This is a genomic window from Magnetovibrio blakemorei (assembly GCF_001746755.1).
Classification (GTDB): domain Bacteria; phylum Pseudomonadota; class Alphaproteobacteria; order Rhodospirillales; family Magnetovibrionaceae; genus Magnetovibrio; species Magnetovibrio blakemorei.
Genome location: NZ_MCGG01000048.1, coordinates 26,288 through 50,050 on the forward strand (window position 1 = coordinate 26,288; position 23,763 = coordinate 50,050).

At 55.5% G+C, this 23,763-nt stretch carries 21 protein-coding genes; 9 read left to right on the forward strand and 12 right to left on the reverse strand.

Annotated features, from left to right (window positions below):
- The first annotated feature begins 46 nt into the window (after nt 1–46).
- The 6 genes from BEN30_RS12680 to BEN30_RS12705 all read left to right on the forward strand — a co-directional run bounded on the left by BEN30_RS12680 (nt 47) and on the right by BEN30_RS12705 (nt 7,548).
- Nucleotides 47–2,215: a transporter substrate-binding domain-containing diguanylate cyclase gene (locus BEN30_RS12680; protein WP_069958699.1), complete on the forward strand. Its 2,169-nt coding sequence runs from the start codon at nt 47–49 to the stop codon at nt 2,213–2,215.
- Between the two features lie 172 nt (nt 2,216–2,387).
- Complete coding sequence (locus BEN30_RS12685; RefSeq protein ID WP_069958700.1) at nt 2,388–2,657, forward strand: DUF2934 domain-containing protein; 270 nt, start codon at nt 2,388–2,390, stop codon at nt 2,655–2,657.
- Between the two features lie 437 nt (nt 2,658–3,094).
- On the forward strand, nt 3,095–4,912 hold the full coding sequence (locus BEN30_RS12690; RefSeq protein ID WP_139135024.1) for an ABC transporter transmembrane domain-containing protein: 1,818 nt from the start codon (nt 3,095–3,097) through the stop codon (nt 4,910–4,912).
- On the forward strand, nt 4,893–5,525 hold the full coding sequence (locus BEN30_RS12695) for a class I SAM-dependent DNA methyltransferase (RefSeq protein ID WP_069958702.1): 633 nt from the start codon (nt 4,893–4,895) through the stop codon (nt 5,523–5,525). Before BEN30_RS12690 ends, BEN30_RS12695 begins: the two co-directional genes overlap by 20 nt.
- Nucleotides 5,526–5,527: 2 nt before the next feature.
- A complete protein-coding gene (locus BEN30_RS12700; RefSeq protein WP_069958724.1) occupies nt 5,528–6,937 on the forward strand; it encodes a protein adenylyltransferase SelO family protein in 1,410 nt (469 codons plus the stop codon).
- 152 nt (nt 6,938–7,089) lie between these two features.
- Nucleotides 7,090–7,548, forward strand: a complete 459-nt coding sequence (locus BEN30_RS12705) for a sulfur globule family protein (RefSeq protein WP_084005516.1) — start codon at nt 7,090–7,092, stop codon at nt 7,546–7,548.
- A 119-nt stretch (nt 7,549–7,667) separates the two neighbouring features.
- Here BEN30_RS12705 and BEN30_RS12710 read toward each other — a convergent pair whose 3' ends face one another.
- The 9 genes from BEN30_RS12710 to BEN30_RS12750 all read right to left on the reverse strand — a co-directional run bounded on the left by BEN30_RS12710 (nt 7,668) and on the right by BEN30_RS12750 (nt 18,528).
- Nucleotides 7,668–8,096, reverse strand: coding sequence for an Hsp20/alpha crystallin family protein (locus BEN30_RS12710; protein WP_069958703.1), 429 nt, complete (start codon nt 8,094–8,096; stop codon nt 7,668–7,670).
- A gap of 105 nt (nt 8,097–8,201) precedes the next feature.
- Nucleotides 8,202–9,698: a Ppx/GppA phosphatase family protein gene (locus BEN30_RS12715; protein ID WP_170827056.1), complete on the reverse strand. Its 1,497-nt coding sequence runs from the start codon at nt 9,696–9,698 to the stop codon at nt 8,202–8,204.
- A complete protein-coding gene (locus tag BEN30_RS12720) occupies nt 9,691–11,895 on the reverse strand; it encodes an RNA degradosome polyphosphate kinase (protein WP_084005524.1) in 2,205 nt (734 codons plus the stop codon). Before BEN30_RS12720 ends, BEN30_RS12715 begins: the two co-directional genes overlap by 8 nt.
- Nucleotides 11,896–12,355: 460 nt before the next feature.
- Complete coding sequence (gene katG, locus BEN30_RS12725; protein WP_069958706.1) at nt 12,356–14,503, reverse strand: catalase/peroxidase HPI; 2,148 nt, start codon at nt 14,501–14,503, stop codon at nt 12,356–12,358.
- Between the two features lie 179 nt (nt 14,504–14,682).
- Nucleotides 14,683–15,054, reverse strand: coding sequence for a hypothetical protein (locus BEN30_RS12730; protein ID WP_069958707.1), 372 nt, complete (start codon nt 15,052–15,054; stop codon nt 14,683–14,685).
- 11 nt (nt 15,055–15,065) lie between these two features.
- Nucleotides 15,066–15,737, reverse strand: a complete 672-nt coding sequence (locus tag BEN30_RS12735; RefSeq protein ID WP_069958708.1) for an HdaA/DnaA family protein — start codon at nt 15,735–15,737, stop codon at nt 15,066–15,068.
- 7 nt (nt 15,738–15,744) lie between these two features.
- Nucleotides 15,745–16,821 carry an AI-2E family transporter gene (locus BEN30_RS12740; protein ID WP_245649053.1) on the reverse strand — a complete coding sequence of 359 codons (1,077 nt, stop codon included), beginning with the start codon at nt 16,819–16,821 and terminating at the stop codon, nt 15,745–15,747.
- Entirely contained in the window at nt 16,818–17,363 is a 546-nt protein-coding gene (locus BEN30_RS12745) for a CDP-alcohol phosphatidyltransferase family protein (RefSeq protein ID WP_069958709.1), read from the reverse strand. Before BEN30_RS12745 ends, BEN30_RS12740 begins: the two co-directional genes overlap by 4 nt.
- Nucleotides 17,364–17,388: 25 nt before the next feature.
- Nucleotides 17,389–18,528 carry a DUF2066 domain-containing protein gene (locus tag BEN30_RS12750; protein ID WP_069958710.1) on the reverse strand — a complete coding sequence of 380 codons (1,140 nt, stop codon included), beginning with the start codon at nt 18,526–18,528 and terminating at the stop codon, nt 17,389–17,391.
- A 166-nt stretch (nt 18,529–18,694) separates the two neighbouring features.
- On the opposite strand from BEN30_RS12750, the gene purM reads away from it, so the two are divergent.
- The 3 genes from purM to BEN30_RS12765 all read left to right on the forward strand — a co-directional run bounded on the left by purM (nt 18,695) and on the right by BEN30_RS12765 (nt 22,044).
- Nucleotides 18,695–19,822, forward strand: a complete 1,128-nt coding sequence (gene purM, locus BEN30_RS12755; RefSeq protein ID WP_069958711.1) for a phosphoribosylformylglycinamidine cyclo-ligase — start codon at nt 18,695–18,697, stop codon at nt 19,820–19,822.
- 3 nt (nt 19,823–19,825) lie between these two features.
- Nucleotides 19,826–20,467 (forward strand): phosphoribosylglycinamide formyltransferase, encoded by a 642-nt coding sequence (gene purN, locus BEN30_RS12760; RefSeq protein ID WP_069958712.1) that lies wholly within the window; start codon nt 19,826–19,828, stop codon nt 20,465–20,467.
- Nucleotides 20,468–20,802: 335 nt separating this feature from the next.
- Entirely contained in the window at nt 20,803–22,044 is a 1,242-nt protein-coding gene (locus BEN30_RS12765; RefSeq protein ID WP_170827057.1) for a sensor histidine kinase, read from the forward strand.
- A gap of 15 nt (nt 22,045–22,059) precedes the next feature.
- Here the strand turns inward: BEN30_RS12765 and BEN30_RS12770 are convergent, their stop codons facing one another.
- The 3 genes from BEN30_RS12770 to ndk form a co-directional block, all read right to left on the reverse strand.
- Nucleotides 22,060–22,407 carry an antibiotic biosynthesis monooxygenase family protein gene (locus BEN30_RS12770; RefSeq protein ID WP_069958714.1) on the reverse strand — a complete coding sequence of 116 codons (348 nt, stop codon included), beginning with the start codon at nt 22,405–22,407 and terminating at the stop codon, nt 22,060–22,062.
- 39 nt (nt 22,408–22,446) lie between these two features.
- Nucleotides 22,447–23,067 carry a FecR family protein gene (locus tag BEN30_RS12775; protein ID WP_139135025.1) on the reverse strand — a complete coding sequence of 207 codons (621 nt, stop codon included), beginning with the start codon at nt 23,065–23,067 and terminating at the stop codon, nt 22,447–22,449.
- 123 nt (nt 23,068–23,190) lie between these two features.
- On the reverse strand, nt 23,191–23,613 hold the full coding sequence (gene ndk / locus BEN30_RS12780) for a nucleoside-diphosphate kinase (protein WP_069958716.1): 423 nt from the start codon (nt 23,611–23,613) through the stop codon (nt 23,191–23,193).
- Nucleotides 23,614–23,763 lie beyond the last annotated feature (150 nt).

The following is a 23,763-nucleotide window of genomic DNA, read 5'->3' on the forward strand; positions in this document are numbered from 1 at the left end:
GCGCTTTTCACCTTCACTTCAGCTTATAAAAAAAGATGTTGATGACATGAGACGGCTTACACACACCCTTATTGCGCTCATATCTCTGCTCATCACACCCCTGCTTGTTGCAGGGGCCGCTCACGCGTCAGAACCCTTGTTCCTCACCCAAGAGGAACAAGGGTGGTTGCGCGTACACACCGCCCCCCTGCGCGTCCATAACGAAATGGAATGGAAACCCTATAACTACAATGAAGATGGGGTTCCAAAGGGCTACTCCATCGACTACATGAACCTGTTGGCGCAAAAGCTGGGCATTCAAGTGGAGTACATCAGCGGGCCCACCTGGGACCGCTTTTTGGGCATGATGCAAGACGGGTCTCTGGACGTGATGCTCAACATCGCCAACACCAGGGACAGGCGCAAGTACCTGAAATTCACAGACCCGTATCACATCACCAGCGTGGGTCTGTATGTGCACAATTCGGAAGACTCCATTACCGATCTTGACGACATGAACGGAAAACGCCTGGGCTTTACCGAAGGGTTCTTTTTTGGCGAATTCATCCGCCGCTATTATCCCGAAATCAAGGTCGTTACGTTTGATTCAACCCAAGGCTCGTTTATTGGCGTGCAAAAGGGTCTGGTGGACGCTGCCATGGACGTGCCACTGGTCGCCCGGAGCATTTTGCGCGACCTGAACATGACCGACCTCAAATACGTGGGCAAGGTCTCTGACCCGGTTTTCATCACCACGTTTTCCATCGCCACCCGTTTGGACGACGTCATTTTGAACAACATCTTGCAAAAGGCCATTGATGCCGTCACGTCTGACGAAATGCGCGCCATCAATGAAAAATGGGCATTAAAAGAAAACCAAGTCACGGAGCTGTCCCCCGCTGATGTGGATCACCTCAAAGCCTTTGGCCCACTTCGCCTGTGCGTACATCCCGACCGCTTGCCGCTTGAAGCACTGAACCTCGACACCAGTTTAACGGGGGTGTCGGCTGAATTTGTCGAGCTTCTGCAACAACGGCTAGACATGCCAATTGTCCTGGTTCCCACCCAAAGCTGGAAGCAAAGTCTGACCTTCGCCAAAGAGCGAAAATGCGATGTCTTGCCGATGGTTTCCAAGGCATCCGGTGCCCGCGAAAGCTTGAACTTTACCTCACCGTGGCTGTCTCTCGATTTGGTCGTGGCCACCCGTGACGACCAAATTTACATCACCGACATTTCTCAATTGGCTGATAAAAAAATTGCCGTCGTGCGCGGACAATCGACCAAAGAAGATGTCTTGTCGCTCCATCCCGACCTGCACTTAATAGAAGTCAGGACGGTCTCCGACGGGCTGTCTGCCGTCAGCAAAGGGGATGCATTTGCGCTGATCGACACCCTCGCCACCATCAGCCGCGCTTTAAAAACGGGGGACGTTGACCATGTTAAAGTTTCCGGCACACTCGACATTAAAGCCAATTTTGCGATCGGCGTGCGCAGCGACGACGGACAACTTCTGAAAATTCTAGAACACATCTCCACCACCATCGACCCCGCAGAAATCAACGCCATATACAATCGTTGGCTTTCCGTCGCCTATGTTGAACGGATTGATTATGCGCGGTTCTGGCAGGCGGTGTTGATCTTTAGCGTGTTGATGGCCTACGTCTATTATCGCTACCGAAAAGGGTTGCAAGCGGCAAATGAAATCCGCATCGCCCATAGTGAAGTCGAAGCCGCCAATCTCAAACTGGACCGCTTGGCGCGCACCGACCCGCTCACCGGATTGGCCAATCGATTGGAAACGGACGATGTGCTGCACCGTGAATTGGCCCGCTTCGAGCGAGACAAAAATATCTTTTCCATCATCATGGTCGACATCGATCACTTTAAGGCCATCAACGACCAACACGGTCACACCATGGGCGATCAAGTCCTCAAGCACGTCGCCGAAATCTTCACCAGCACGACCCGCGAAGTTGATCTGGTCGGGCGCTGGGGGGGCGAAGAGTTTTTGGTTGTGTGCACGTCCACGAATGCCGAGGGTGCCTTAAAACTGGCCGAACATTTAAGAACCGCAATCGAACAAAACAGTCACAGTGCAACTCCCCCCTGCACCGCCAGCTTCGGCGTCGCCGCCATTCAGCCGGGCGAAAACGTTGACGATTTGATGCGCCGCGCCGACAGCGCCCTCTACAGCGCCAAGGCCACTGGCCGCAATCGGGTTGAACTCGCCCTTTAGGGCAATGGCATGCTGGCTAAGAAACGTTCAAACGGTTACAGCTTTTATGCTAGCGAGCTGTTATAGAACTGTCATATATTTCGGTGTATTAATATAACGTGGCGAAGCCTGCAAAAATCCGCACGGGTTATCCGATCCCCTGCGGGCTAAACTCTAGAGATTGAGAAGAATTATGAACCCAAAAAAACGCGATAAAATACTCCAAAAAGCATTTGAGATTTGGGAAGCCGAAGGCAAGCCCCATGGGCAAGATATGGAACATTGGTTGAAAGCCGAGTTGCTGATTGCCCAAGAAGAAGCCAAGCCCAAAACCGCAGCAAAAAAGGCACCTGCTAAAAAGGCCCCTGCGAAAAAGGTCACCGTGAGCGTCCCCGCAACAGCCAAGGCCCCTGCGAAAAAAGCCCCGGCCAAAAAGGCAGCGGCGAAAAAGACCACCTCCTGATCAGACTGAATTGCTATCGCGAAGAGCATCGACAAGAAAATGCTCAACAAAGTGCTCGCCTGACGACGCCTAAATGTCGTCAGGCAAATGGGGGGGCTCCATGAACAATATATGGAAGGTATTCAGCAGTGCATATTCCTTGCCCAGATTGTTCCACCGGTTGGGTTATGCCCGAAGACGGGCATTCCCATTTACGCCCCTGCCCCACCTGTCATGGGCATGCCTACATTTCAGCCTTTAGGGGCGATGAAGTGGACACCTTAGAGCACCAGCGCAACAGTGAAGAGGGTTCAATGAGTATTTCGGCCCAAACGCTGAGTCCTGAACCCGCGTAAGTTCACCATACACGCGCTTGCACTTATGATGTCGCTTGTGGTTGTTCCATCGTTCGACTGCGCCCATATACAGTTTAGATTTCATCTGAACGGGACACCACTTTGGCGCATAACTCTGCTTCCTTTGACCGACCCAGGGGTCAAAACCTCAATTATTTACGGCGCACGGCGAGCTTCTTAAAACCTTACACGGGTCACGTTGCGGCGGCCGTTATCGCCTTGGTGATCACCGGGCTGTCAGTATTGGGCTTGGGCCAAGGGCTGAAGGGCCTGATCGACGGCGGCTTTGCTGACGGTGATACCGGGGCTTTGGACCGGGCCTTGTATTTTCTGCTGGGCCTTTCGGTGGTCATGGCGTTGGGCACCTATGCGCGCTTTTATTTTGTCTCTTGGTTGGGCGAGCGGGTGGTGGCGGACCTGCGCAAGGCGGTGTTTGACCGCATCGTGACCCTGCACAGCGGATTTTTTGAAACCACCAAAACCGGCGAAGTGCTGTCGCGCCTGACCACCGATACCACGTTGCTGCAATCGGTCATCGGTTCATCGGCATCAGTCGCGTTGCGCAACTTGCTCAATCTTGTGGGCGGCGTCATCATGTTGTTTGTCACCAATCCCGGACTGACCGCCATGGTGTTGGTGGTGGTTCCCGTGGTGGTCGCGCCGATTTTGATTTTTGGTCGCCGGGTGCGCAAGTTATCGCGCGCCAGCCAGGACCGGGTCGCCGACGTGGGCGCGTTCGCCGAAGAAACCATCAACGCCATGTCCACCGTTCAAGCCTTCACCCATGAAGAGGTCGACAAGGCCCGTTTCAGCGTCGAAGTGACCAATGCGTTTGACACCGCGATTCAGCGCATCCGCACCCGAGGCCTGTTGATGGGGTTGGTGATCTTGCTGGTGTTTGGCGCCATCGGCGTGATTTTATGGGTCGGCGGTCATCAAATGCTAGCGGGCGAAATCAGCGGCGGTGAACTGGCGGCATTTCTGTATTACGCAACGTTGGTGGCCTTTTCCGTGGGCGTGATGAGCGAAGTCTACGGCGAATTGCAGCGCGCCGCCGGGGCAACCGAACGCTTGATCGAAATTTTGGAATGCCAAAGCGATATCCAAACCCCACCTCACCCCTTACCCTTGCCCGAACCGGCCAGTGGCCGGGTACAATTTGACCAAGTCACCTTCCATTACCCGTCGCGCCTCGATCATGCGGCGCTGAGCAATTTTTCCCTAAACATTGAACCCGGCAAGACCGTGGCCCTGGTGGGACCATCGGGGGCGGGCAAATCGACCGTGTTTCAATTGCTGTTGCGCTTTTACGACCCCGAGCATGGGGCCGTGATGTTGGACGGCGTCAACGTCCGCGATGCCGATCCCAAGGCCGTGCGCGAACGCTTTGCTCTGGTGCCGCAAGATCCGGTGTTGTTCGGCACCAGCGGCTGGGAAAACATTCGTTACGGCAAGCCCGACGCCGATGATGACGCCGTGCGCCAAGCCGCCGAGGCTGCCGCAGCGGCAGAGTTTTTAGACAAACTGCCAGACGGCTTTGCCACCTTCTTGGGCGAAAAAGGCGTGCGACTATCGGGCGGTCAACGTCAACGCATTTCGTTGGCGCGGGCGTTGCTGCGCAACCCGTCGGTCCTGTTGTTGGACGAAGCCACCAGCGCGCTGGATGCGGAAAGCGAGCGCTTGGTGCAAGCCGCGTTGGCAAAGCTGAAAGCCGGACGTACCACCTTGGTGATCGCCCATCGTCTCGCCACCGTGGTCGGCGCAGACTTGATTGTGGTCATCGATCAAGGCCAGATCGTCGCCACCGGAACTCACACGGAGCTTTTGTCATCGAGCCCGCTGTACGCCAACTTGGCAGCCTTGCAATTCGATGTTGACTTTGGCCGTAAGGAGAAGCTCGATGCCCGCCAAGCCTCTTGATCCGGACAAGCTGCGTCACATCACGGATACCACGTTGGGGCACTATACCCAAACCGCCCAAGGCTTTCGCTCTGGCACGTGGGATCACGATGTCACGCAGAACTACCAGGCTCTGCTGAGTGAATTACAAGGCCCAGGACCGCACAGCGTTTTGGATCTCGGCTGTGGTCCGGGGCGCGACTTGGCGTATTTCAAAGCCCAAGGCATCGAGGCCATCGGCCTGGACGGATCACCCGAATTTGTCCGTATGGCCCATGAAGAAACCGGCTGTGAGGTTTGGTGTCAAAATTTCCTGTCCCTAGACCTTCCGGCAAATCGTTTTGACGGCGTGTTCGCCAACGCTTCCCTGTTTCATGTGCCGTCCCAAGAACTGCCCGGCGTGTTGAGCACCCTGTTCGCGACCCTCAAACCGGGGGGCGTGTTTTTCAGCTCCAACCCGCGTGGTGACAATAGCGAAGGCTTCAACCGGGAGCGTTACGGCTGCTACCACGATTTAGACACCTGGCGCGCCTTTGTTCAGGCCGCAGGATTTTCAGAACTTCATCATTACTTTCGCCCCCCCGGATTACCCCGAGAGCAACAGCCGTGGCTGGCGACGGTGTGGAGGAAATAACCATGCTCGACACCCCCCGCTTCAAACCATCCACCACCCATCTGGACTTAGGGTCACGGTTTTTCCAAGCTGTACCCGCCGCCACATTCCCCCGTCATGAGGTGCGCTGGCGCAATCCCCGTTGGTCCGCGCATGTGGGTTTAGACACCTTAAGCGATGACGCCTGGGTGCGTCACTTTGGACAATTTGAAGCTTTGCCCGGAAGCCTGCCCGAACCCATCGCGCTGGCCTATCACGGCCACCAGTTTCGCAACTACAACCCCGACCTGGGCGATGGCCGAGGCTTTTTGTTTGCGCAAATGATTGACCCCGACGATGGTCGTCTGCTGGACTTCGGCACCAAGGGCAGCGGCCGTACGCCGTGGTCGCGGGGTGGCGATGGCAAATTGACGCTCAAGGGTGCCGTGCGCGAAATTCTCGCCACCGAAATGCTTGAAGCGTTGGGCGTCAACACGTCCAAAACCTTTTCCGTCATTGAAACCGGCGAAGCCTTGACGCGGGGCGATGAACCCTCGCCCACACGCAGCGCCGTGCTGGTGCGATTGTCGCACGGCCACATCCGCATCGGCAGTTTTCAGCGCCATGCCTTTGCGGGCGATCAAGACGCCATCGAAGTTCTCACCCGCCATGCCGCAAAACACTACTTTCCGGACTTGGACGCAGGGGCTCCCATGGGTGAGCTGGCGGTGGCACTGGTCCGCCGCGTGGCTGACGCCACCGCCCGCACCACCGCCGACTGGACGGCGGCGGGCTTTGTCCACGGCGTGCTCAATTCCGACAACATCAACATCACCGGGGAAAGCTTCGATTATGGCCCATGGCGGTTTTTACCTGAAATGGACCCCAAGTTCACGGCGGCCTATTTTGACGACTTCGGTCTCTACGCCTTTGGTCGCCAACCGCAAGCGGTGCTGTGGAATGTCAGCCGTTTGGCGGAATGTTTTACGGACTTCGCCCGCGAAAAAGACCTGTCCGATGCCTTGGCCGGATTTGACGACGCCTTCAACATCGCCTTGTCCTCCGCCCTCTCCCGGCGTTTGGGCATTGCCGCAGAAGACGGCCTCCGTCTGGAACTGGGCAGCCGCCTGCTGCCCACGTTGTTGGAAACCCGCACGCCCTTTGAAAACATCTTTTTTGACTGTTACGGCGGACGAGATTCCGTGCGCAAAGACATTGCGCAAAAGACTTACGCCGGCACCCGCCTCAAGTCCCTCGTCACGGAACTCGCCACCTGCGCCGCGGCTCCCAACGCAAAGGCGGAGCATCCTTACTTCCACGGTGCAGCACCGTGTACCCTGTTGATTGAGGAAGTCGAACACATCTGGGACGCGATCTCTGCGCGCGATGATTGGTCGGTTCTTCAGGCCAAAATCGACACCATTGAGACCCTGAAATCTGCCTATGGCGGGTAAAAATGCCCTATTTACCTCCGATTTTTCCCAAAAAAGTGACTTGGCAAGTCCATCGTTTTTTTCTAATATAAGAGCAGAATTACATCCTCGGATTGCGGAGAGGCTTTGTTCTTCCTGTCCGATGCATTTTGGAAAAAACAGGGGGATACCTCATGAAAACATCTAAACTCTTGAAAATGATCGCCGTTGCGGGCGTCGTTGGCGCGTCCACTTTGGCCGCACACGATGCCGCCGCTTGGGGCTGGGGTCCGTGGAATAACGGCCCCTGGGGCAACAACGGCTGGGGCAACAATGGTTGGGGCAACAACGGCTGGAACAACAACAATTGGAACAACAACGGTTGGGGCAATGGTTGGGGGAACGGCTGGGGCGACGGCTTGATGGATGGTGATTTCTCCATGAGCTTCAAGGGCCGCGGTAGCGGTAACGCCTATAATGCTTACAACGGTTCTGGCTACAACGGCTGGAACGGCTATAACGGTTGGAATGGCTACAACGGCTATGCTCCCTACGGTTACGCCCCTCCCTATGGCTACGCGCCGTATGGCTACGCCCCGGCACCTGTCGCACCGACAGCCCCGGCGGCACCGGCAGAGCCCCCCGCAAAATAAGATTTTCGTTTAAACAGCTTGGGCTGTTGCCAGATAAAAAGAGGGGATGGCGCTTCGGCTCCATCCCCTCTTTCCTATCAACTCTCACGCCATCCGACTTACGCCAAGGAAACGCGTCGTTACTTATGAATGGGAATTTCCTTGCGGGTCGATTTGGTCTCTTTTTTGGCGATACTGACTTTCAACACGCCATTGGAGAACGCGGCACTGATCCGCTCACCATCCGCATCTCCCGGCAGACGAAATGAGCGTTGAAACTTTCCATAACTGATTTCAGAGAAGATGAACGACTTACCTTCTTCGTGACGCTCAACCTTTTTTTCTCCGCTCACCAGCAACGTGCCGTGATCCAGAGCCACGGATATATCGTCCTCTGCCACCCCCGGCAATTCGATGCAGATTTCATACATATCGTCGTCCTTCGACGCTTCCGCAGGCGGCGCGAAGAAGTCGGCAACCTTGGTTGCCAGAACACGGAATGGGTCAGCAAAACTTCCCCACCACTCATCTCCGAAATGGACCGGAGTTCTGCCAGCATGTTCAACCATGTTAACCTCCTATCGAAAATTTCGTGATTGTCTATTATAGCGCAAAATGAGCCGCAATTTAAGCCGCCCGCAAAGGAAAAGCGGCTCTGTGGGAAAGGACCTCTCCTAATCCACCGTCCCCTTTAACCCGAGCGCACGCCCCAGGGTTTTGAGGCGGCGCTGCACGGCTTCGCTGAGCAGTGTATCGCGGTCATCGGGGGCGATGCACAGCAGCAACTGATCGTGGCTCACCACCAATTGGGTTTTGCTCAGCACGCCGGGCGCACTGCCGGAAATGGTGTGACCCAAACGCAAAGCAAGGCCGGTGACTTTGATCCACGACAATTGGGCTTCATCAAGCAGTCCCAAGATTGGCCGGATCAGTTGATCGTCCAAGTTGCCGTTTCCGCGCACGTAAACGGTTGCCGCCAGCAAGGCCCGGTCGGTGTGGGTGAGGCCTGCATAAGGCACCCGCAGCACGCGGATAAAAGAGTGCTCGGCCCGATAATCGGGATGTTCGTTCCAACCCACGTCACTTAACAAACACGCCGCGTAGCGCAACCGATATTCGTCATGGGATTCGTCGGCAAAAATGGGCGTCATCCACTCCAACATTTCGCGGCCCTTGACCTTAAAACGTCCGGTGCGTTCCGACATGGTTTTGCACGCAGCCAACAAGGGGTCTTGGTGGCGCAGGTCATCGGGCAGACACGACAGCAAAACCCCTTCGCGCATCCCAAAGCCGCTGAACTGCAACTGGGCCGCTTCCGTAACCAGCAACAAACTTTCCAGAGCCGCCGCAGCGAACGGCAAGGTCTCGACCCGCTTGGACGGCACACCGGGAATTTTCTCCAAAGAATTTGGACCCGCCGTACTGATCACATGCAAAACCTTCAACACCGCCTTGGCCGGAAGGCTGAAGTTGTCGACCACATGCAAAGGGTGGTTGGTTTGGTCGATGAGAATACGCGCCAACGCCCGCCACGATCCACCTGCCGCATAGAGCGTGCGACCGCGAATATCCTTCAGCCAAGCGAGCTTCGACAACTCTTCAAAGACAATGGCGCGGGCGCGTTCAGGGTTGCCCTCTGAGATTTCCGACAAGCGAATATGACCGAACCCATAGGTCGCCGACTTGTTAAAGACACCGTTGTCCAGGCCCACAAGATCCAGCGAACCGCCACCCAAATCGCCGATCAGACCATCGGCATGTGGCACCCCCATGAGCAAGCCAAGCGCCGCGTATTTGGCTTCGTCTTCGCCGCTCAGAACCGATACGGTCTGCTGGGTGGCCGCAAAAATGTCTGCAATGAATTGAGGTCCATCAGAGGCATCGCGAACGGCAGCGGTGGCGACCAGTTCCAAATCTTCCACACCCATGGCCTTGGCAAGGCCGACAAAGCGTTTGATGGAACTGAGCGCGCAGTCGACGCCTTGAGGGCTGAGCTTACCGCTCGCCCCCAATCCCCGGCCCAATGCACACTGGGCCTTTTCGTTGTACATAGGGATCGGCAGACGTGTCGGCACATCGTAAACCACCAACCGCACCGTGTTGGACCCGATATCCACCACCGCAACACGCCCATGGGCTTGGCCAGGCTCAACCGTCGTAAGCTTATTCATCCTCATCCTTCGGGCTGGTCTTCACTTTGGTCCCGTCAATGAGCAGCGTGGTGATCATCCTCGATTTCGATTTCCCGGATTTTGGGGGTTTCGGACGCACCCCACCTGCGGCCGAACCACGCCCCGATACGCTTGGATTGGTCATGAAATAATGATGCACGTTGAGGCCGTTTTCATCCGCCGCCGCACGGGCATAGGAACCATCGGCATTCAGCGTCCAGCTTTGTTCTGTGTCGCGTAAATTCAGCACCAAAATTTCGTCGAGGACCTGGCGATGGACGGTTGGGTTTTCGATGGGCACCAAGGTTTCGACGCGCCGGTTCAAGTTGCGCGGCATCCAATCGGCGGATGAAATATAGACCTTGGCGCTGCGCGACGGCAAATCTTGACCGTTGGCAAAGGCGATGATGCGCGCGTGTTCCAAGTAACGCCCGACAATGCTTTTCACACGAATGTTTTCAGACATTCCTTTGACGCCCGGACGCAAACAACAAATGCCGCGCACCACCAATTCAATCGGCACGCCGGCGTTCGATGCACGGTACATGGCGTCGATCAAAATCGGATCGACAACCGAATTCATCTTCGCCCAAAGACCCGACGGTTTGCCGTTTTTGGCATTGGAGATTTCATTTTCAATAAGTTCCAGCAAGCGGTCCCGCATGGTCAACGGTGCGTAGTACAGCTTTTCCATACCCGCTGGGCTGGCGTAACCGGTCATGTAATTGAACAACCGCGCTGCGTCTGCCGTCAGCGCCGGATCGCAGGTGAAAAACGACAAGTCGGTATAGATCTTGGCCGTGATGGGGTGGTAGTTGCCTGTACCGTAATGCACGTAGGAACGCAGCCCCTTCGCTTCCCGGCGGACCACCAAATTGACCTTGGCGTGGGTCTTTTTATCCATGAAACCATAAATGACCTGCACACCCGCACGTTCCAAATCGCGCGCCCAACGAATGTTGGCCTCTTCGTCGAAACGAGCTTTCAGTTCAACCATGGCGGTGACGGACTTTCCAGCCTCCGCCGCTTCGATCAAGGCTTCAATGATGGGGCTGTCGTTCGACGTGCGATACAGGGTTTGTTTGATCGCCACCACCTTGGGGTCGCGCGCGGCTTGGCGCACAAACTGCACCACCACGTCAAAACTTTCATAAGGGTGATGGACGATCATGTCCTTCTTGCGCACCGCTTGGAACACATTGCCGCCAAAGTCGCGGACCCGTTCGGGGAACCGGGCGTTGAACGGTTCAAACAACAAATCGGTGCGTTCCTTGACAATCAACTGCGACAAATCCGCCATACCGAGAATACCGCCAAGATGGAAAACGTCGTCTTCATCGACAACGATTTCATCGATGATCACCGAGCTCAATTCTTCTGTCATGGCTTGGTTCACCGTCAAGCGAATGACCGAACCGCGACGACGACGTTTCAAGGCCGTTTCGAACGTGCGCACCAAATCTTCGGCTTCTTCATCAATTTCCATTTCGCTGTCGCGGATGATGCGAAAGTTGCTGATTTGCAGGGGTTCATAATTGGGGAACAGTCGATCCAAAAACATCTCCACCACTTCTTCGATGGGGATGAAGCGAATGGCCGAACCCGGCAAGCGCACAAACCGTTCGATCAAATGGGGGATGGGAATCAGGGCGCGCAAATGTTCTTTGGAATTGCGCCGCTGCAACAACATGACCAAGGAAAAGCCCAGGTTCGGAATAAATGGAAACGGATGCGCCGGATCAATGGCCAGGGGCGTTAAGACCGGAAAGATGTGGTCCATAAAATAGTTTTCCAACCACTTGGCGTCGCGATCAGAAAGTTCTTTGTGCTTAAGGACTTTGATACCTTCCTTGTGCAGCAGGTCCTTGAGGGCAATCCAACAATCTTGCTGACTTTTCAGCAATTGCTGAGCGGCGGCGTTAATGGCTTCAAGCTGCTGAGCAGGCGTTAATCCGTCTTCGGAAATGGTCGTGATACCGGCCCGAACCTGACCCTTCAGCCCTGCCACACGCACCATATAAAATTCATCCAAGTTGGCCGCTGAAATGCTTAAAAACCGGACCCGTTCCAACAACGGGTGCTTGGTGTTCATGGCTTCTTCCATGACCCGCGTGTTGAACGCAAGCCACGACAGTTCTCGGTTGATGAAGCGATCCGAAGATGTGAGGCTGATTTGGGGAAAGTCGATGTTGTTCATAGTGAAGCCTTTGAGCGCGATACGGGTCAAAATCAGGTTATGGTCCCCAAGATGGGAAAAAAAAAACACAACACATCGGCCCCGCCGAACATCTGTCAGCGGCCCTGAGACGTTGAAATTCTGCTGGCAGTTTAATCGCTTATGGTCGTCTTGTCATGTCTGCGCATGAGCTGTCGTGTCCTGACACAAAAAATTCAAAAACAAACGGAAATGATGATTGAAATCCGTTGCCATACCCCTTACATGATTCAATAACCAACTGTTTTAGTATGGTAATGTCTGTTGTGTAACCGGCACGACCTGTCTGAAATGGTGGTCTGAAATCTAAACCTTAAGCCGTCACCCGACCTGTCCCCCCAGGGTGACGGCTTCTTTTTGTCTAAAAATTTAAAAATTGTCTTCAGAACGCGTGAAATACAAAGGACGGCTCCCAAGCGATTGCCCAGGAGCCCCCTTTGGATCAAGAAAGATCGAAACGATCCGCGTTCATCACTTTGGTCCAGGCGGCCACAAAATCGTGCACGAACTTTTCTCCGTTGTCGTCTTGGGCATAGACCTCGGCATAAGAGCGCAGGATCGAGTTAGAGCCGAAGACCAAATCCACACGTGTGGCCGTCCATTTGACTTTTCCGGTCTTGCGGTTGCGAACCTCATACAGGTCCTTGTCGATGGGCTTCCAGACGTAAGCCATATCGGTCAGATTGACGAAAAAATCGTTCGTCAGGGCACCTTCGCGATCGGTGAAAACACCATGCTTGGTGCCGCCGTGGTTGGTCCCCATAACGCGCATGCCACCAACCAAAACCGTCATCTCATGCGCGCTCAGCCCCATCAGTTGGGTGCGATCAAGCATGAGTTCTTCCGCACTGACAACGTAGTCCTTCTTGAGCCAATTGCGATACCCGTCATGGATGGGTTCCAGCACGTCGAACGATTCAACATCGGTCATCTCGTCAGTGCAATCGCCACGCCCTGGCGCAAAGGGAATTGAGATATCAAAGCCCGCGGCTTTCGCCGCTTGTTCAACACCAACATTACCCGCCAGAACGATCACATCCGCCACGCTTGCGCCTGTTTCAGTCGCAATGCCTTCCAGCACGCCCAGCACCTTGGCGAGACGATCGGGTTCGTTGCCCAGCCAATCTTTTTGCGGGGCAAGGCGGATACGGGCACCATTGGCACCGCCGCGCATGTCTGACCCCCGGAAGGTTCGCGCACTGTCCCAAGCGGTCGCGACCATATCGTTTACGCTGAGACCGCTGGTGGCAATCTTGGCCTTAACGGCTTTAACATCATAGTCGGTGCGTCCGGCGGGAATTGGGTCTTGCCAGATCAAGTCTTCTTTAGGAACGTCCGGGCCGATGTAGCGCGCCTTCGGTCCCATATCGCGGTGGGTCAGCTTGAACCAAGCCCGCGCAAAGACTTCGGAGAAGTAAGCAGGGTCTTTGTAAAACCGTTCCGAAATCTTGCGATAAATCGGATCTCTGACCATTGCCATGTCGGCATCCGTCATCATCGGTTTGAGTTTGATTGATGGATCTTCGACATCAACTGGTTTGTCTTCTTCCTTGATGTTGACGGGTTCCCACTGCCAGGCCCCGGCCGGACTTCTCTTGTGTTCCCAATCGTAGGTGAACAGCAAGTGGAAGTAGCCGTTGTCCCATTTGGTCGGATGGGTCGTCCACGCGCCTTCAAGACCGCTTGAGACCGTATCGCGGCCAATGCCCCGCTTGGCCTTACTGACCCAACCGAAGCCCTGATCCTCGACGTTTGCGCCTTCGGGAGCTGGACCGAGCAAAGCCGCATCGCCATTGCCGTGCGCCTTACCGACGGTATGACCGCCTGCCGTGAGGGCCACGGTTTCTTCATCGTTCATAGCCATGCGGGCAAAGGTCACCCGGACATCCTGAGCCGTCTTGAGCGGATCGGGTTGACCGTTCACGCCTTCGGGGTTGACGTAGATCAGGCCCATCTGAACCGCCGACAGGGGATTTTCAAGAGTATCGCGGGTATCGCCTTCGTAACGCTCACTCGCCAGCCATTCTTTTTCAGAGCCCCAGTAAGTGTCCTTTTCCGGATGCCAGATGTCTTCCCGACCAAATCCGAAGCCGAAGGTTTTCAGCCCCATGGTTTCATAGGCCATCGTCCCCGCCAAAATGATGAGATCGGCCCAACTCACCTTGTTGCCGTATTTCTTTTTGATCGGCCACAGCAGACGACGGGCCTTGTCCAGGTTGACGTTGTCGGGCCATGAATTCAACGGCGCAAACCGCTGATTACCCGTACCGCCACCGCCACGACCGTCGGCCATGCGATAGGATCCGGCGGAGTGCCAGGCCATACGGATCATCAGGCCGCCATAGTGGCCCCAGTCGGCGGGCCACCAGTCTTGGCTGTCCGTCATGAGGGCACGCATGTCATCTTTGAGAGCCTCGACATCAAGTTTCTTGAGCTCTTCACGATAGTTGTAATCCTGCCCCATCGGATTTGTCTTCGTGTCGTGCTGATGCAGGATGTCTAGGTCCAGTGCGTTCGGCCACCAATCCATATTCGATGTTCCGACGGACGTTTTTCCACCGTGCATCACTGGGCATTTAGCTTCGCTCATTGTTCTCTCTCCCATCGTACTGTTTACGATAAAGACAGCTTGCGCCGTCATCGCCACAAGTTCGGATATTTGAACTTCCTCGGCTTTTCACAACCTTAAGGATATCGCACCACAACAATCGAAACCAACGAGTAATTACGTAAACAGTAATCGACAAAATCGATTAATAAACCCCGCCCCTAGTGCGAGTGGGAATCGGGGATTTGAACATCTTTGGCCGAAACGTATTTGACCGTGCTGAGGGTGCCGTCCAAATCGATCAGCACGATATCGCCTTCGATCACCCGCGCCGGGTTGGGATTGGTGTTGAAAAAGTTCCAGATAAAGCACGCTGCCAGCACTTCGCCGGGTCCTTGGTCGACGCTTTCGTCTTGATGCGCGCGGATCATGAAATTGTCCAGCAACGTGCGCGCCTTTATCAGGTCGCTTTCGCCATAGCCGTCGATGATGCCTTTGGCTTCAGCCAGATAGCTTAAAAATTTGTCGAAAGCGACGTCGCTGATGGCGAAGTCGGCGACCAATCCGCCGCTAAAATACGATACATTGCGCACAACTCGGTTCCCTATTCGGCTTCAAACACCTGGCGCACCAGGGGGATTGTAATGGCGCGCTTTTGCGCCAAGGCACGTTCGTCGATGGCCTGAATCAGGGTCCGCACCGCTGCAAATGAACGATCCATGCGCGCCAGCATATAGGTCAAAACGTCTTGCTCTACACTCAGTTGCCGATCCGCGAATTGTTTTACGATCAACGCCGTCAAAAGCGCATCGTCGGGGGCCTCAATTTCCGCCACCGGGGCGGTTTTCAGACGCGAGCTTAGGTCTTTCAACGCGGTCCCCCAACGCGCCGGGGGGCGCTCTGCCGTCATCAAGATTTTGACACCGTCTTCTTTGGCCAGATTATAAAGATGCAGCAGTTCTTCGTCCAAACCTTGGGCGAGAAAAGCTTCGGCATTTTCCAAAATCAACGCCGTGGCATTCTTCAAAACGCCATCGGCGCGGTGCTGGACAAGATCATCCACCCCAACCATGTGCGCCCCGGTTTGGGCTTGAAAGACGTGCGCCAAGTGGGTTTTTCCGGCGCCCATAGGGGCCACGATCACCACCACCGGACCGGGCCAGTCGGGCCAGCGGTCCACCCACTGCACAGCCGCTGCATTGGACGGGGCGACCAAAAAATCATCGCCGCCCAACGCGGGCCTGGGATCAAACGTAAACGCAATCTGCTTCGCCACGGTGTCTTCAGCCCGTATACAAGGCGCAGGACATATAACGTCCAATCGCAAATCGAACCAACACGCCGATGATCGACGCCACCGGCACCGCCAGCAAAACCCCGGTAAAGCCAAACAGCGCACCGCCCGTCATCAAGGCGAAAATAATCCACACCGGATGCAAACCGACCCGCCCACCAACCAAGTTGGGGGTTAAAAACGCCGCATCGATGCTCTGCCCAACGCCAAACACCGCGGCCACCAAAACAAACGACAAGGGATCGCTGAACTGCATCAAAGCCACCGCAAACGCCGTCAACAAGCCAACGATCATGCCCACGTAAGGCACAAATGCCATCAGCCCCGTTCCCAATCCGATCAACAGGCTAAAATCAAGCCCCACCAGCGTTAGTCCGGTTGCATAGATGGCTCCCAAAGCCAGACACACCGTCGCTTGCCCCCGGACAAAACCGGCAATGGTCGCATCAATTTCGCGAAACTGCTGGCGAATGGTGTCGGCCGATCTCCGCGGCAACAGGCCATCCACCTTGGCCACCAAAAGGTCCCAATCGCGCAACAAAAAGAACGCCACCACCGGCATGATAAACAGCAAAGACAAGGCATTGACGACAGCCTTGCCACCCAAAAAGAGACTCTTCAGCACGCCGATAAGCCACGACACCGCTTCACCTGCAAAGGCCCCGGCACCGTTTTTGATTTTTTGGAGTTCTTCTGCGCCCAGCTCCAATTCGATTTTGGCGATGAGCGGATCAAGCAGCCCGTGGGCGACATTGATGGCGTCTGGCAAGCGCGAGATCAAACCCGTCACCTGGGCCTGAAGCAACGGGAACAAAGCAATGCCAAAGGCCGAAACAACCGCAAAGAACGTCAACAAAATGAGCGCTGTCGCCGCAGAGCGCGACTTCAAAAGAGCTTCCAACCGATCCGCCAACGGATCGAGAAAATAGGCAACAGCAAGGCCCGCAACAAAAGGCGTCAGCACGCTGCTAAGCGCATAGAGCAAAAAGATGAAGACAAAGAATCCGATAACCCAGACCCTCATCTGCATTTCCCGGCTCATGATCCGCTTGATGTCATCGCTCATTGATCATCCTCCAATTGCGCCCAACGACGAACCCACACCACGGCATATGTCAGCCCCGACGCGACGGTCGCCATGGCGGTCAAGATGACCAAAACATCCATACCGCCATCAAACTCTATCCCATATCCGGCATTCGCCATGACGCCTGCCGCCAACACAATTTGCAAGGTTGTGTTGACCTTGCTGATCATCAGCGGCTGCATGGTCAGGGAATGGGTCATGGTTTCAAACAACATCGCCCCGCCGACGATCATCACGTCGCGAAACACCACCATGATCACCAACCATGTCGGCAAATAGCCCCCCAGCCCCAACGAGATATAAACCGAAACCAAAAGCGCTTTGTCGGCCAGAGGGTCCAGAAATTTGCCAAGTTCGGTTTCCATGTCGAACTGCTTGGCGATGAAGCCGTCCACCGCATCCGAAAGCCCCGCCGCAACGAACACCCAAAACGCTGCCATCAATTGACCTTCAAGGATCAACCACACCGCAATCGGCGTGGCGGCAATGCGCAACAAGGTGATGATGTTGGGAAGGTTCACCACACGTGGCCCCTCAACGCCGCCGTCACTTCTGCGCCCCGGAAACCGCCGCCGGTGTTTGCGAAACCTTTTGCGCCAGATACCAGTTGCCGGCCTCTTCCCACAACGTCAAATCGGCTTGGTCCAGCGACAGCGCCAACTGTTCTGCATCGCCGATGAAGTGCAAATTCAAACGCACTTCGTCGCGGCGCATCAGCACCGGGTCGGCACGGCGAATAATCGCAACGCCGTTGAGACGGTCGCGCACCCTGACCCAATCGCTTAAGTCGCGCACCGGAACCGAAATCGGCAACAGTTGTGCACTGCCGGTTTGGATCAGATTGTCTTGTTTCCAATTGTCTTCGACCTGCGCCGTCAGTTGCGCGGCCGCGCGGTAAAGCAGTTTGGATACGTCCCCTCCCGGTTCCGAGGTAAAGCTTTTCACCACCGTGTGTTCTTGAAGGGCGGTGCCAAAACGGGTCAAATAGACTTCCAGTTCCGGCAGACCGTTGTACGAATCCATGCGCAAAACACCGTGCGCCACCACCACGTCACCCGCATCGTAACGTCGAGCGATTTCTTCCAGACGCGCCATATCGCCTTCGATGGCCTGTTCGGCGCCAATTGTGCGCACGTCATTCAAATCGCCCACCGGCAAAATCATCGGCACCAATCCCGTACCGGGGCCATTTTGGCTATAATTCACCCACGCCGCCCGCCACGGATTGGGCTCATCCCACAAAGACAGGGCCCCGGCGGCTTGGTAAACCGGCAACATCAGCACCGGTTTTGACGCTGTTTCCGCGAACGGCAAGCCGTATTCATCCAAAAGGGCGCGCACCCCTTTGGCGTGAAAGTGGTAATTGAGTTTGGCAATATAGCGAACCGATGATGTTTTTTCCTCTGCCACCGTAAAATCTTGGACCAATTCCGTCACTTGGGCGGTGGAAAGGTCGGGCAAACGGTTGTGGTAGGCCTGCAAGGTCAAACGTTCCAACAACACCTTAAAAGCTTTGGATTGACCGATGAGCAGGGCTTGGGCGCGCGCACTTGAGGCCGAATCGGCGGTCACGTCAACGTTGACGTTGGACACTTCAAACAGACGCGGCGCATCGGCCACCGCATCCGCCGAAACAATGGCGAACAGCACGGCAAAAACAAGCGCGTAAGCGGTTCGAAGTCTCATGTACTTAAGTCCCTTGTTCTGCGCCATTGCAAAGCGCCCTTAAATGGGTATGTTTCACCATATTAGCCAGCCTTGGTAAAGGTTTTACCACGTTGAGCCACCAATACCAGAGCGGCGTTACCAAAGCGACATTTCAGGGCGCGCCAAGAACCTAAAGGAGACAGCCATGACCGGGGCAACCTACAAAGACGCCGGAGTCGATATCGATGCGGGCGAGGCGCTGGTCGAGGCCATCAAAGACGACGCCAAATCCACAACCCGCAGCGGCGTGGTTTCAGGCCTGGGCGGCTTCGGCGCGATGTTTGATTTGAAAGCCGCTGGCTACACCGATCCGATCTTGGTGTCGGGCACGGACGGCGTCGGCACCAAGCTGAAAGTCGCCATCGCCATGCAAAACCACACCACCGTGGGCATCGATCTGGTCGCCATGTGTGTCAACGACTTGGTGGTGCAAGGCGCAGAGCCTCTGTTTTTCCTAGACTATTATGCCACAGGCAAGCTGAACGTCGCTGCCGGCAAAGAAATCATCGCGGGCATCGCGGAAGGTTGTCGTCAGGCGGGCTGCGCCTTGATTGGCGGCGAAACGGCTGAAATGCCCGGAATGTACGGCGGCGGCGATTACGACTTGGCCGGCTTTTCCGTCGGTGCGGTGGAGCGCGAAGGCGTTTTGACCGGCGACAAAGTTAATGAAGGTGATGTGATTTTGGGCCTGGCATCCAGCGGCCTGCACTCCAATGGCTTTTCATTGGTGCGCAAAGTGGTGTCCAACGCCGTCATCGGCGGCGCGCCCGACACCAAGTTGGAAGCCGCGGTTCGCGACCACATTGTTGACAAAGCGCGCTTGGCCTACGTCGTTGATGCCCCCTTTGCCCCCGGAAAATCCTTGGGCGAAGCGCTTTTGGTGCCGACCAGGATTTACGTCAAGTCGTGCTTGGCGGCGATCAAATCCGGCGGCGTGCATGCGCTCAGCCACATCACCGGCGGTGGCGTGTTGGAAAACATTCCCCGCGTGCTGCCCGAAAACTTAGCCGCCGAAGTGGATGCAACATCCTGGGACACCTTGCCCGTGTTCAGCTGGCTGCAAAAAGAAGGCAACATTGCCGCGACCGAAATGGCGCGCACCTTCAATTGCGGTGTCGGCATGGCGGTGGTGGTGGACGCCGCCAAAGCGGAAAGCCTCAAAGCGGTCTTTGAAGCGCACGGCGAAACGGTCTTTACCATCGGCCGTGTCATCCCTCGCCCCAAGGGTAATGCCGGTGTGGTGCTGTTGAACGCCGACAAAGCTTGGGGTTAAGCCATGAAGCTGGCGGTTCTCGTTTCCGGGCGCGGTTCAAACTTGCAGGCGCTGATTGACGCGTGCAAGAGCGAAGACTATCCCGCCGAAATCGTTCTGGTGCTGTCCAACAAGGCCGACGCCTATGGGCTGGTGCGCGCCCAAGAGGCAGGCATTCCCACCACCGTGCTGAGCCCCAAAGACTTCGCAGATCGTGAAAGCTTCGACGCCGCCATGAGCGATAAAATTGCCGAGACGGGCGCGGAACTGGTGTGCTTGGCGGGTTTTATGCGGCTGCTCTCTGACGGTTTCGTGCGCACCTGGCGCGACCGCTTGATCAACATCCATCCATCGCTGTTGCCGTCTTACAAAGGCTTGCATGTGCACGAACGCGCCATCGAAGACGGGGCGCGGTTTTCCGGTTGTACCGTGCACTTTGTGCGCCCCGCCATGGACGAAGGCCCCATCATCGCCCAAGCCGTGGTGGCCGTGCATCCAGAAGACACCGCCGACGCCTTAGCTGCACGGATCTTGGAACAGGAACACATCCTTTACCCACGCGCCGTAAAACTCATTGCCGAGGGCCGCATTCGGGTCTCCGCCGAACGGGTGCTGATCAAGGATCACACCCCGCCCCAAGGCACCCTCAGCAACCCGTCTGCATAAGCCGAGAACCTCTTCCGTTCATTTCTGAGCACGTGTCCATTGAAGCTGTGCTTCCTTTTCTCAGCGCTGTCGTCACATCCAAAAGACCCTTATTACATAATGGCTTTTTTAATGATTAAGGCATTGTCTTGCCCTTATTTCCCCGCCCACAAAGGCCAGGGCGGCACTTCTGGACCTCTTTAAGGTCGGATGCTACACATTATTAAGTATGGTTGTTACACAGACGGGTCAATTTGGGCCGCTGCATTTTTTTTCGTTGACCGTAGCCCTTCCCTTTGCGGATGACGCTTGGTATACGTTCAATGCCGTGCGCAACTCTTTATTGAATGATGTCCATGGATATATACCAAATACTTTTGACAGGAGGGAATTCAGAGGTCCGCAAGGATCTAGGCGATGCCTTTTTTGGTGAAGAGGTGGAAGTCAATATTGAGGAAGCTCCCGATTTAGATCATGCCCTTGAGGCTTTGGTCAGCGGGCGTCATGAATTGTGCATCGTTTACAGCGATCCCGCTGATCCCGAAAACGCCCTGTCCATCACCATTTGCGCCCAAAAAGCCGGGCTAACCACCCCGATTATCGTCCTCAACGGGCAAGGTGCGGGCACAAATTTACGTGAATTCATCGTTTCGGGGGCCTTGGCGGCCTTTCCCTGGGATGTGAGCCAACCCGCCATGTTGTCGGGTATTGTGCGCCTGGCCCTGTCTTTGCGCAAAACCGAGATGAAATTGCGCCGCACCAATGATCGTTTGGTGCGCGACCTGATCACGTCGCGTGATTCTCGTGAACGCGCCGAAGAGTTGACCTCTCAGTATGCAGAAACGATGGAAAATTACTACCTGGCCAAAAATGAGGCGGAACGCGCCAGTCAGGCCAAGACCGAGTTTCTCGCCCACATGAGCCACGAATTGCTGACCCCGCTCAACGCCATCATCGGGTTTTCAGATACGATTAAGGAAGAGATTTTTGGCCCCATGGGGCACGCAAAATATGCCGATTACGTGAACGATATCCGCAATTCAGGACAACATCTGCACAGCTTAATCAAGGATTTGCTCGACATTTCCACCATTGAAGCCAAAAAAATGGAGCTGCACGAGAGCAACCTTGAAGTCGGCGAACTTTTGGATATGTGCTCACGCACGGTTCAACACAATGCAAAGCTTGGGCAGGTCAACCTCACCCTCAACATTGCCGACAACTTACCCAAGTTGTGGGCCGACGAGCGGCGCATGAAGCAAATTCTCATCAATTTGCTGGCCAATGCCGTGAAATTCACGCCCCCCGGCGGCACCATAAGCCTGGCAGCCTCACTTTCCGGTCAGGATGACGACGGTCACATTTTTTGTGTAAAAGACAGCGGAATTGGTATGAACGAAGATGATCTTGTGAAGGCCATGGAACAGTTCGGCCAAGTCAGACGCGGTCTGGAAAGCCCCCATGAAGGGACCGGGTTAGGCTTGCCACTCAGCAAGTCGCTCGCCGAACTTCATGGTGGCCGACTGCAAATCGAGAGCACCAAAAATATCGGCACCCAAGTAACGGTCACCCTACCGCGATCCCGCATTGTTGCGTAAACGAAGCCACTAGGGTCAGGACCTATGCAAGGTCCGGGAATCGTCCGGCGTTTCGTCCCGATCGAGCATACCATAATCGCGCACGACGCCCGCCACCCGCAAACGATAATTGGCAAACACCCCGCCCCGGCCTTGGGTTTGGGCGGCGCGGTGTTGTTCTAAATTGCGCCACTGGGCAATGGCGGCCTCATCACGCCAAAACGACAGCGACAGGATTTTGCCCGGCTCAACAAGACTTTCAAAGCGTTCAATGGATATGAATCCGTCGATATCGTCCAACAACGGGCGCAGCTCGGCGGCGATATCGAGATAATCTTGCTTGTGATCTGGATCGGGCCAAACTTCAAAAATGACTGCAATCATGATAATTTCTCCCGATATTCCTGATCACCACGCCCCCAATTACCATGCCACCGTCGCCTTGGCGGCATTGAGCTGTTCTGGGGTCAGGGTGTAAATTGCGCTGGGGGGTTGCCCTTTGAGCACGACGACGGCGTTTAAAGGATCGGTGAGGGTCACCGTGCCCTGAGCCGTGGTGATGGTCAACTCTCCATCGTCAAGCAAGGCCATCTCTAACTTTTCAGACGTTTGCTGGCCCCAAAAATCCGTGCCCCGTACACCAATGGTCGCCAACGGCGTGCGAATCGTAAGGGTGCCGCCGGGGACTTTATTCACCTGTCCCGACACCAACCGAAACACGCCCTTGGTCAGACGCAACACACCATGGCCCCGCTGAGCGGGTTCATACACCATGTCGTCGATCATAAGATCAGAACTCGATCCCATGGACAAATCAGATCCATCTGCAAACACCACGTGAAGGCGCGCATCATCGCCTGTCTGAAGATGATCCAACACCTGCACGCCACTGCCCAATTGCAGCGGCTGGATAATATCTTGACGCACCACCATCGTCACCCCGCGCGCGCGCTCAACCGCCCCCACGTCATCGGCCGCCTGAGCGGGTAGCACAACCGCCGCCCCCACAAGTCCCACCGCCACCAACACTGTTTTCATCATCATATTTCCGGTTCCTCGGCCTACAGGGTTGTCCCTATACATTGAGACGCATAGCAGAGATAACAAGTCGGCACAAAAAAAGGCCACACCCGAAGGCGTGGCCTTTTTATGTAAGCGCGGCGAAAATTAGCCGACGATTTCGATCTCCGAGAAGAAGAACGAAGCTTCGACAGCCGCCGTTTCCGGGGCATCGGAGCCGTGTACAGAGTTGTTCTGCACGTCGATGGCGAAATCCTTGCGGATCGTGCCAGCGTCGGCATTGGCCGGGTTGGTAGCGCCCATGACTTCGCGATAGGCTGCGATGCCGTTTTCGCCTTCCAAAAGCTGAACAACAACCGGACCGGAAACCATGAAATCTACCAGTTCGCCAAAGAACGAACGTTCTTTGTGTACGCCGTAGAAGGCTTCCGCTTGGTCGCGGGTGAGACGGATGCGTTTCTGTGCAATGATGCGCAGACCTGCTGCTTCGATATAGGAATTAATCTTACCGGTAAGGTTACGCTCGGTGGCGTCCGGCTTAATGATCGAGAGTGTGCGTTCGACAGCCATGCTCAAGAGCCTTTTGCTGTTAAAGGAAATTCTTACCCAACCCCGTTTAGGCTGGTTGGCGGGGTTATAACCGGATCAACAAGCCCTGACAAGAGGTGGATTTCACTTTGCCGAGCCCCCCCTGTGAACGACCTGTGCACGAATTGCTCA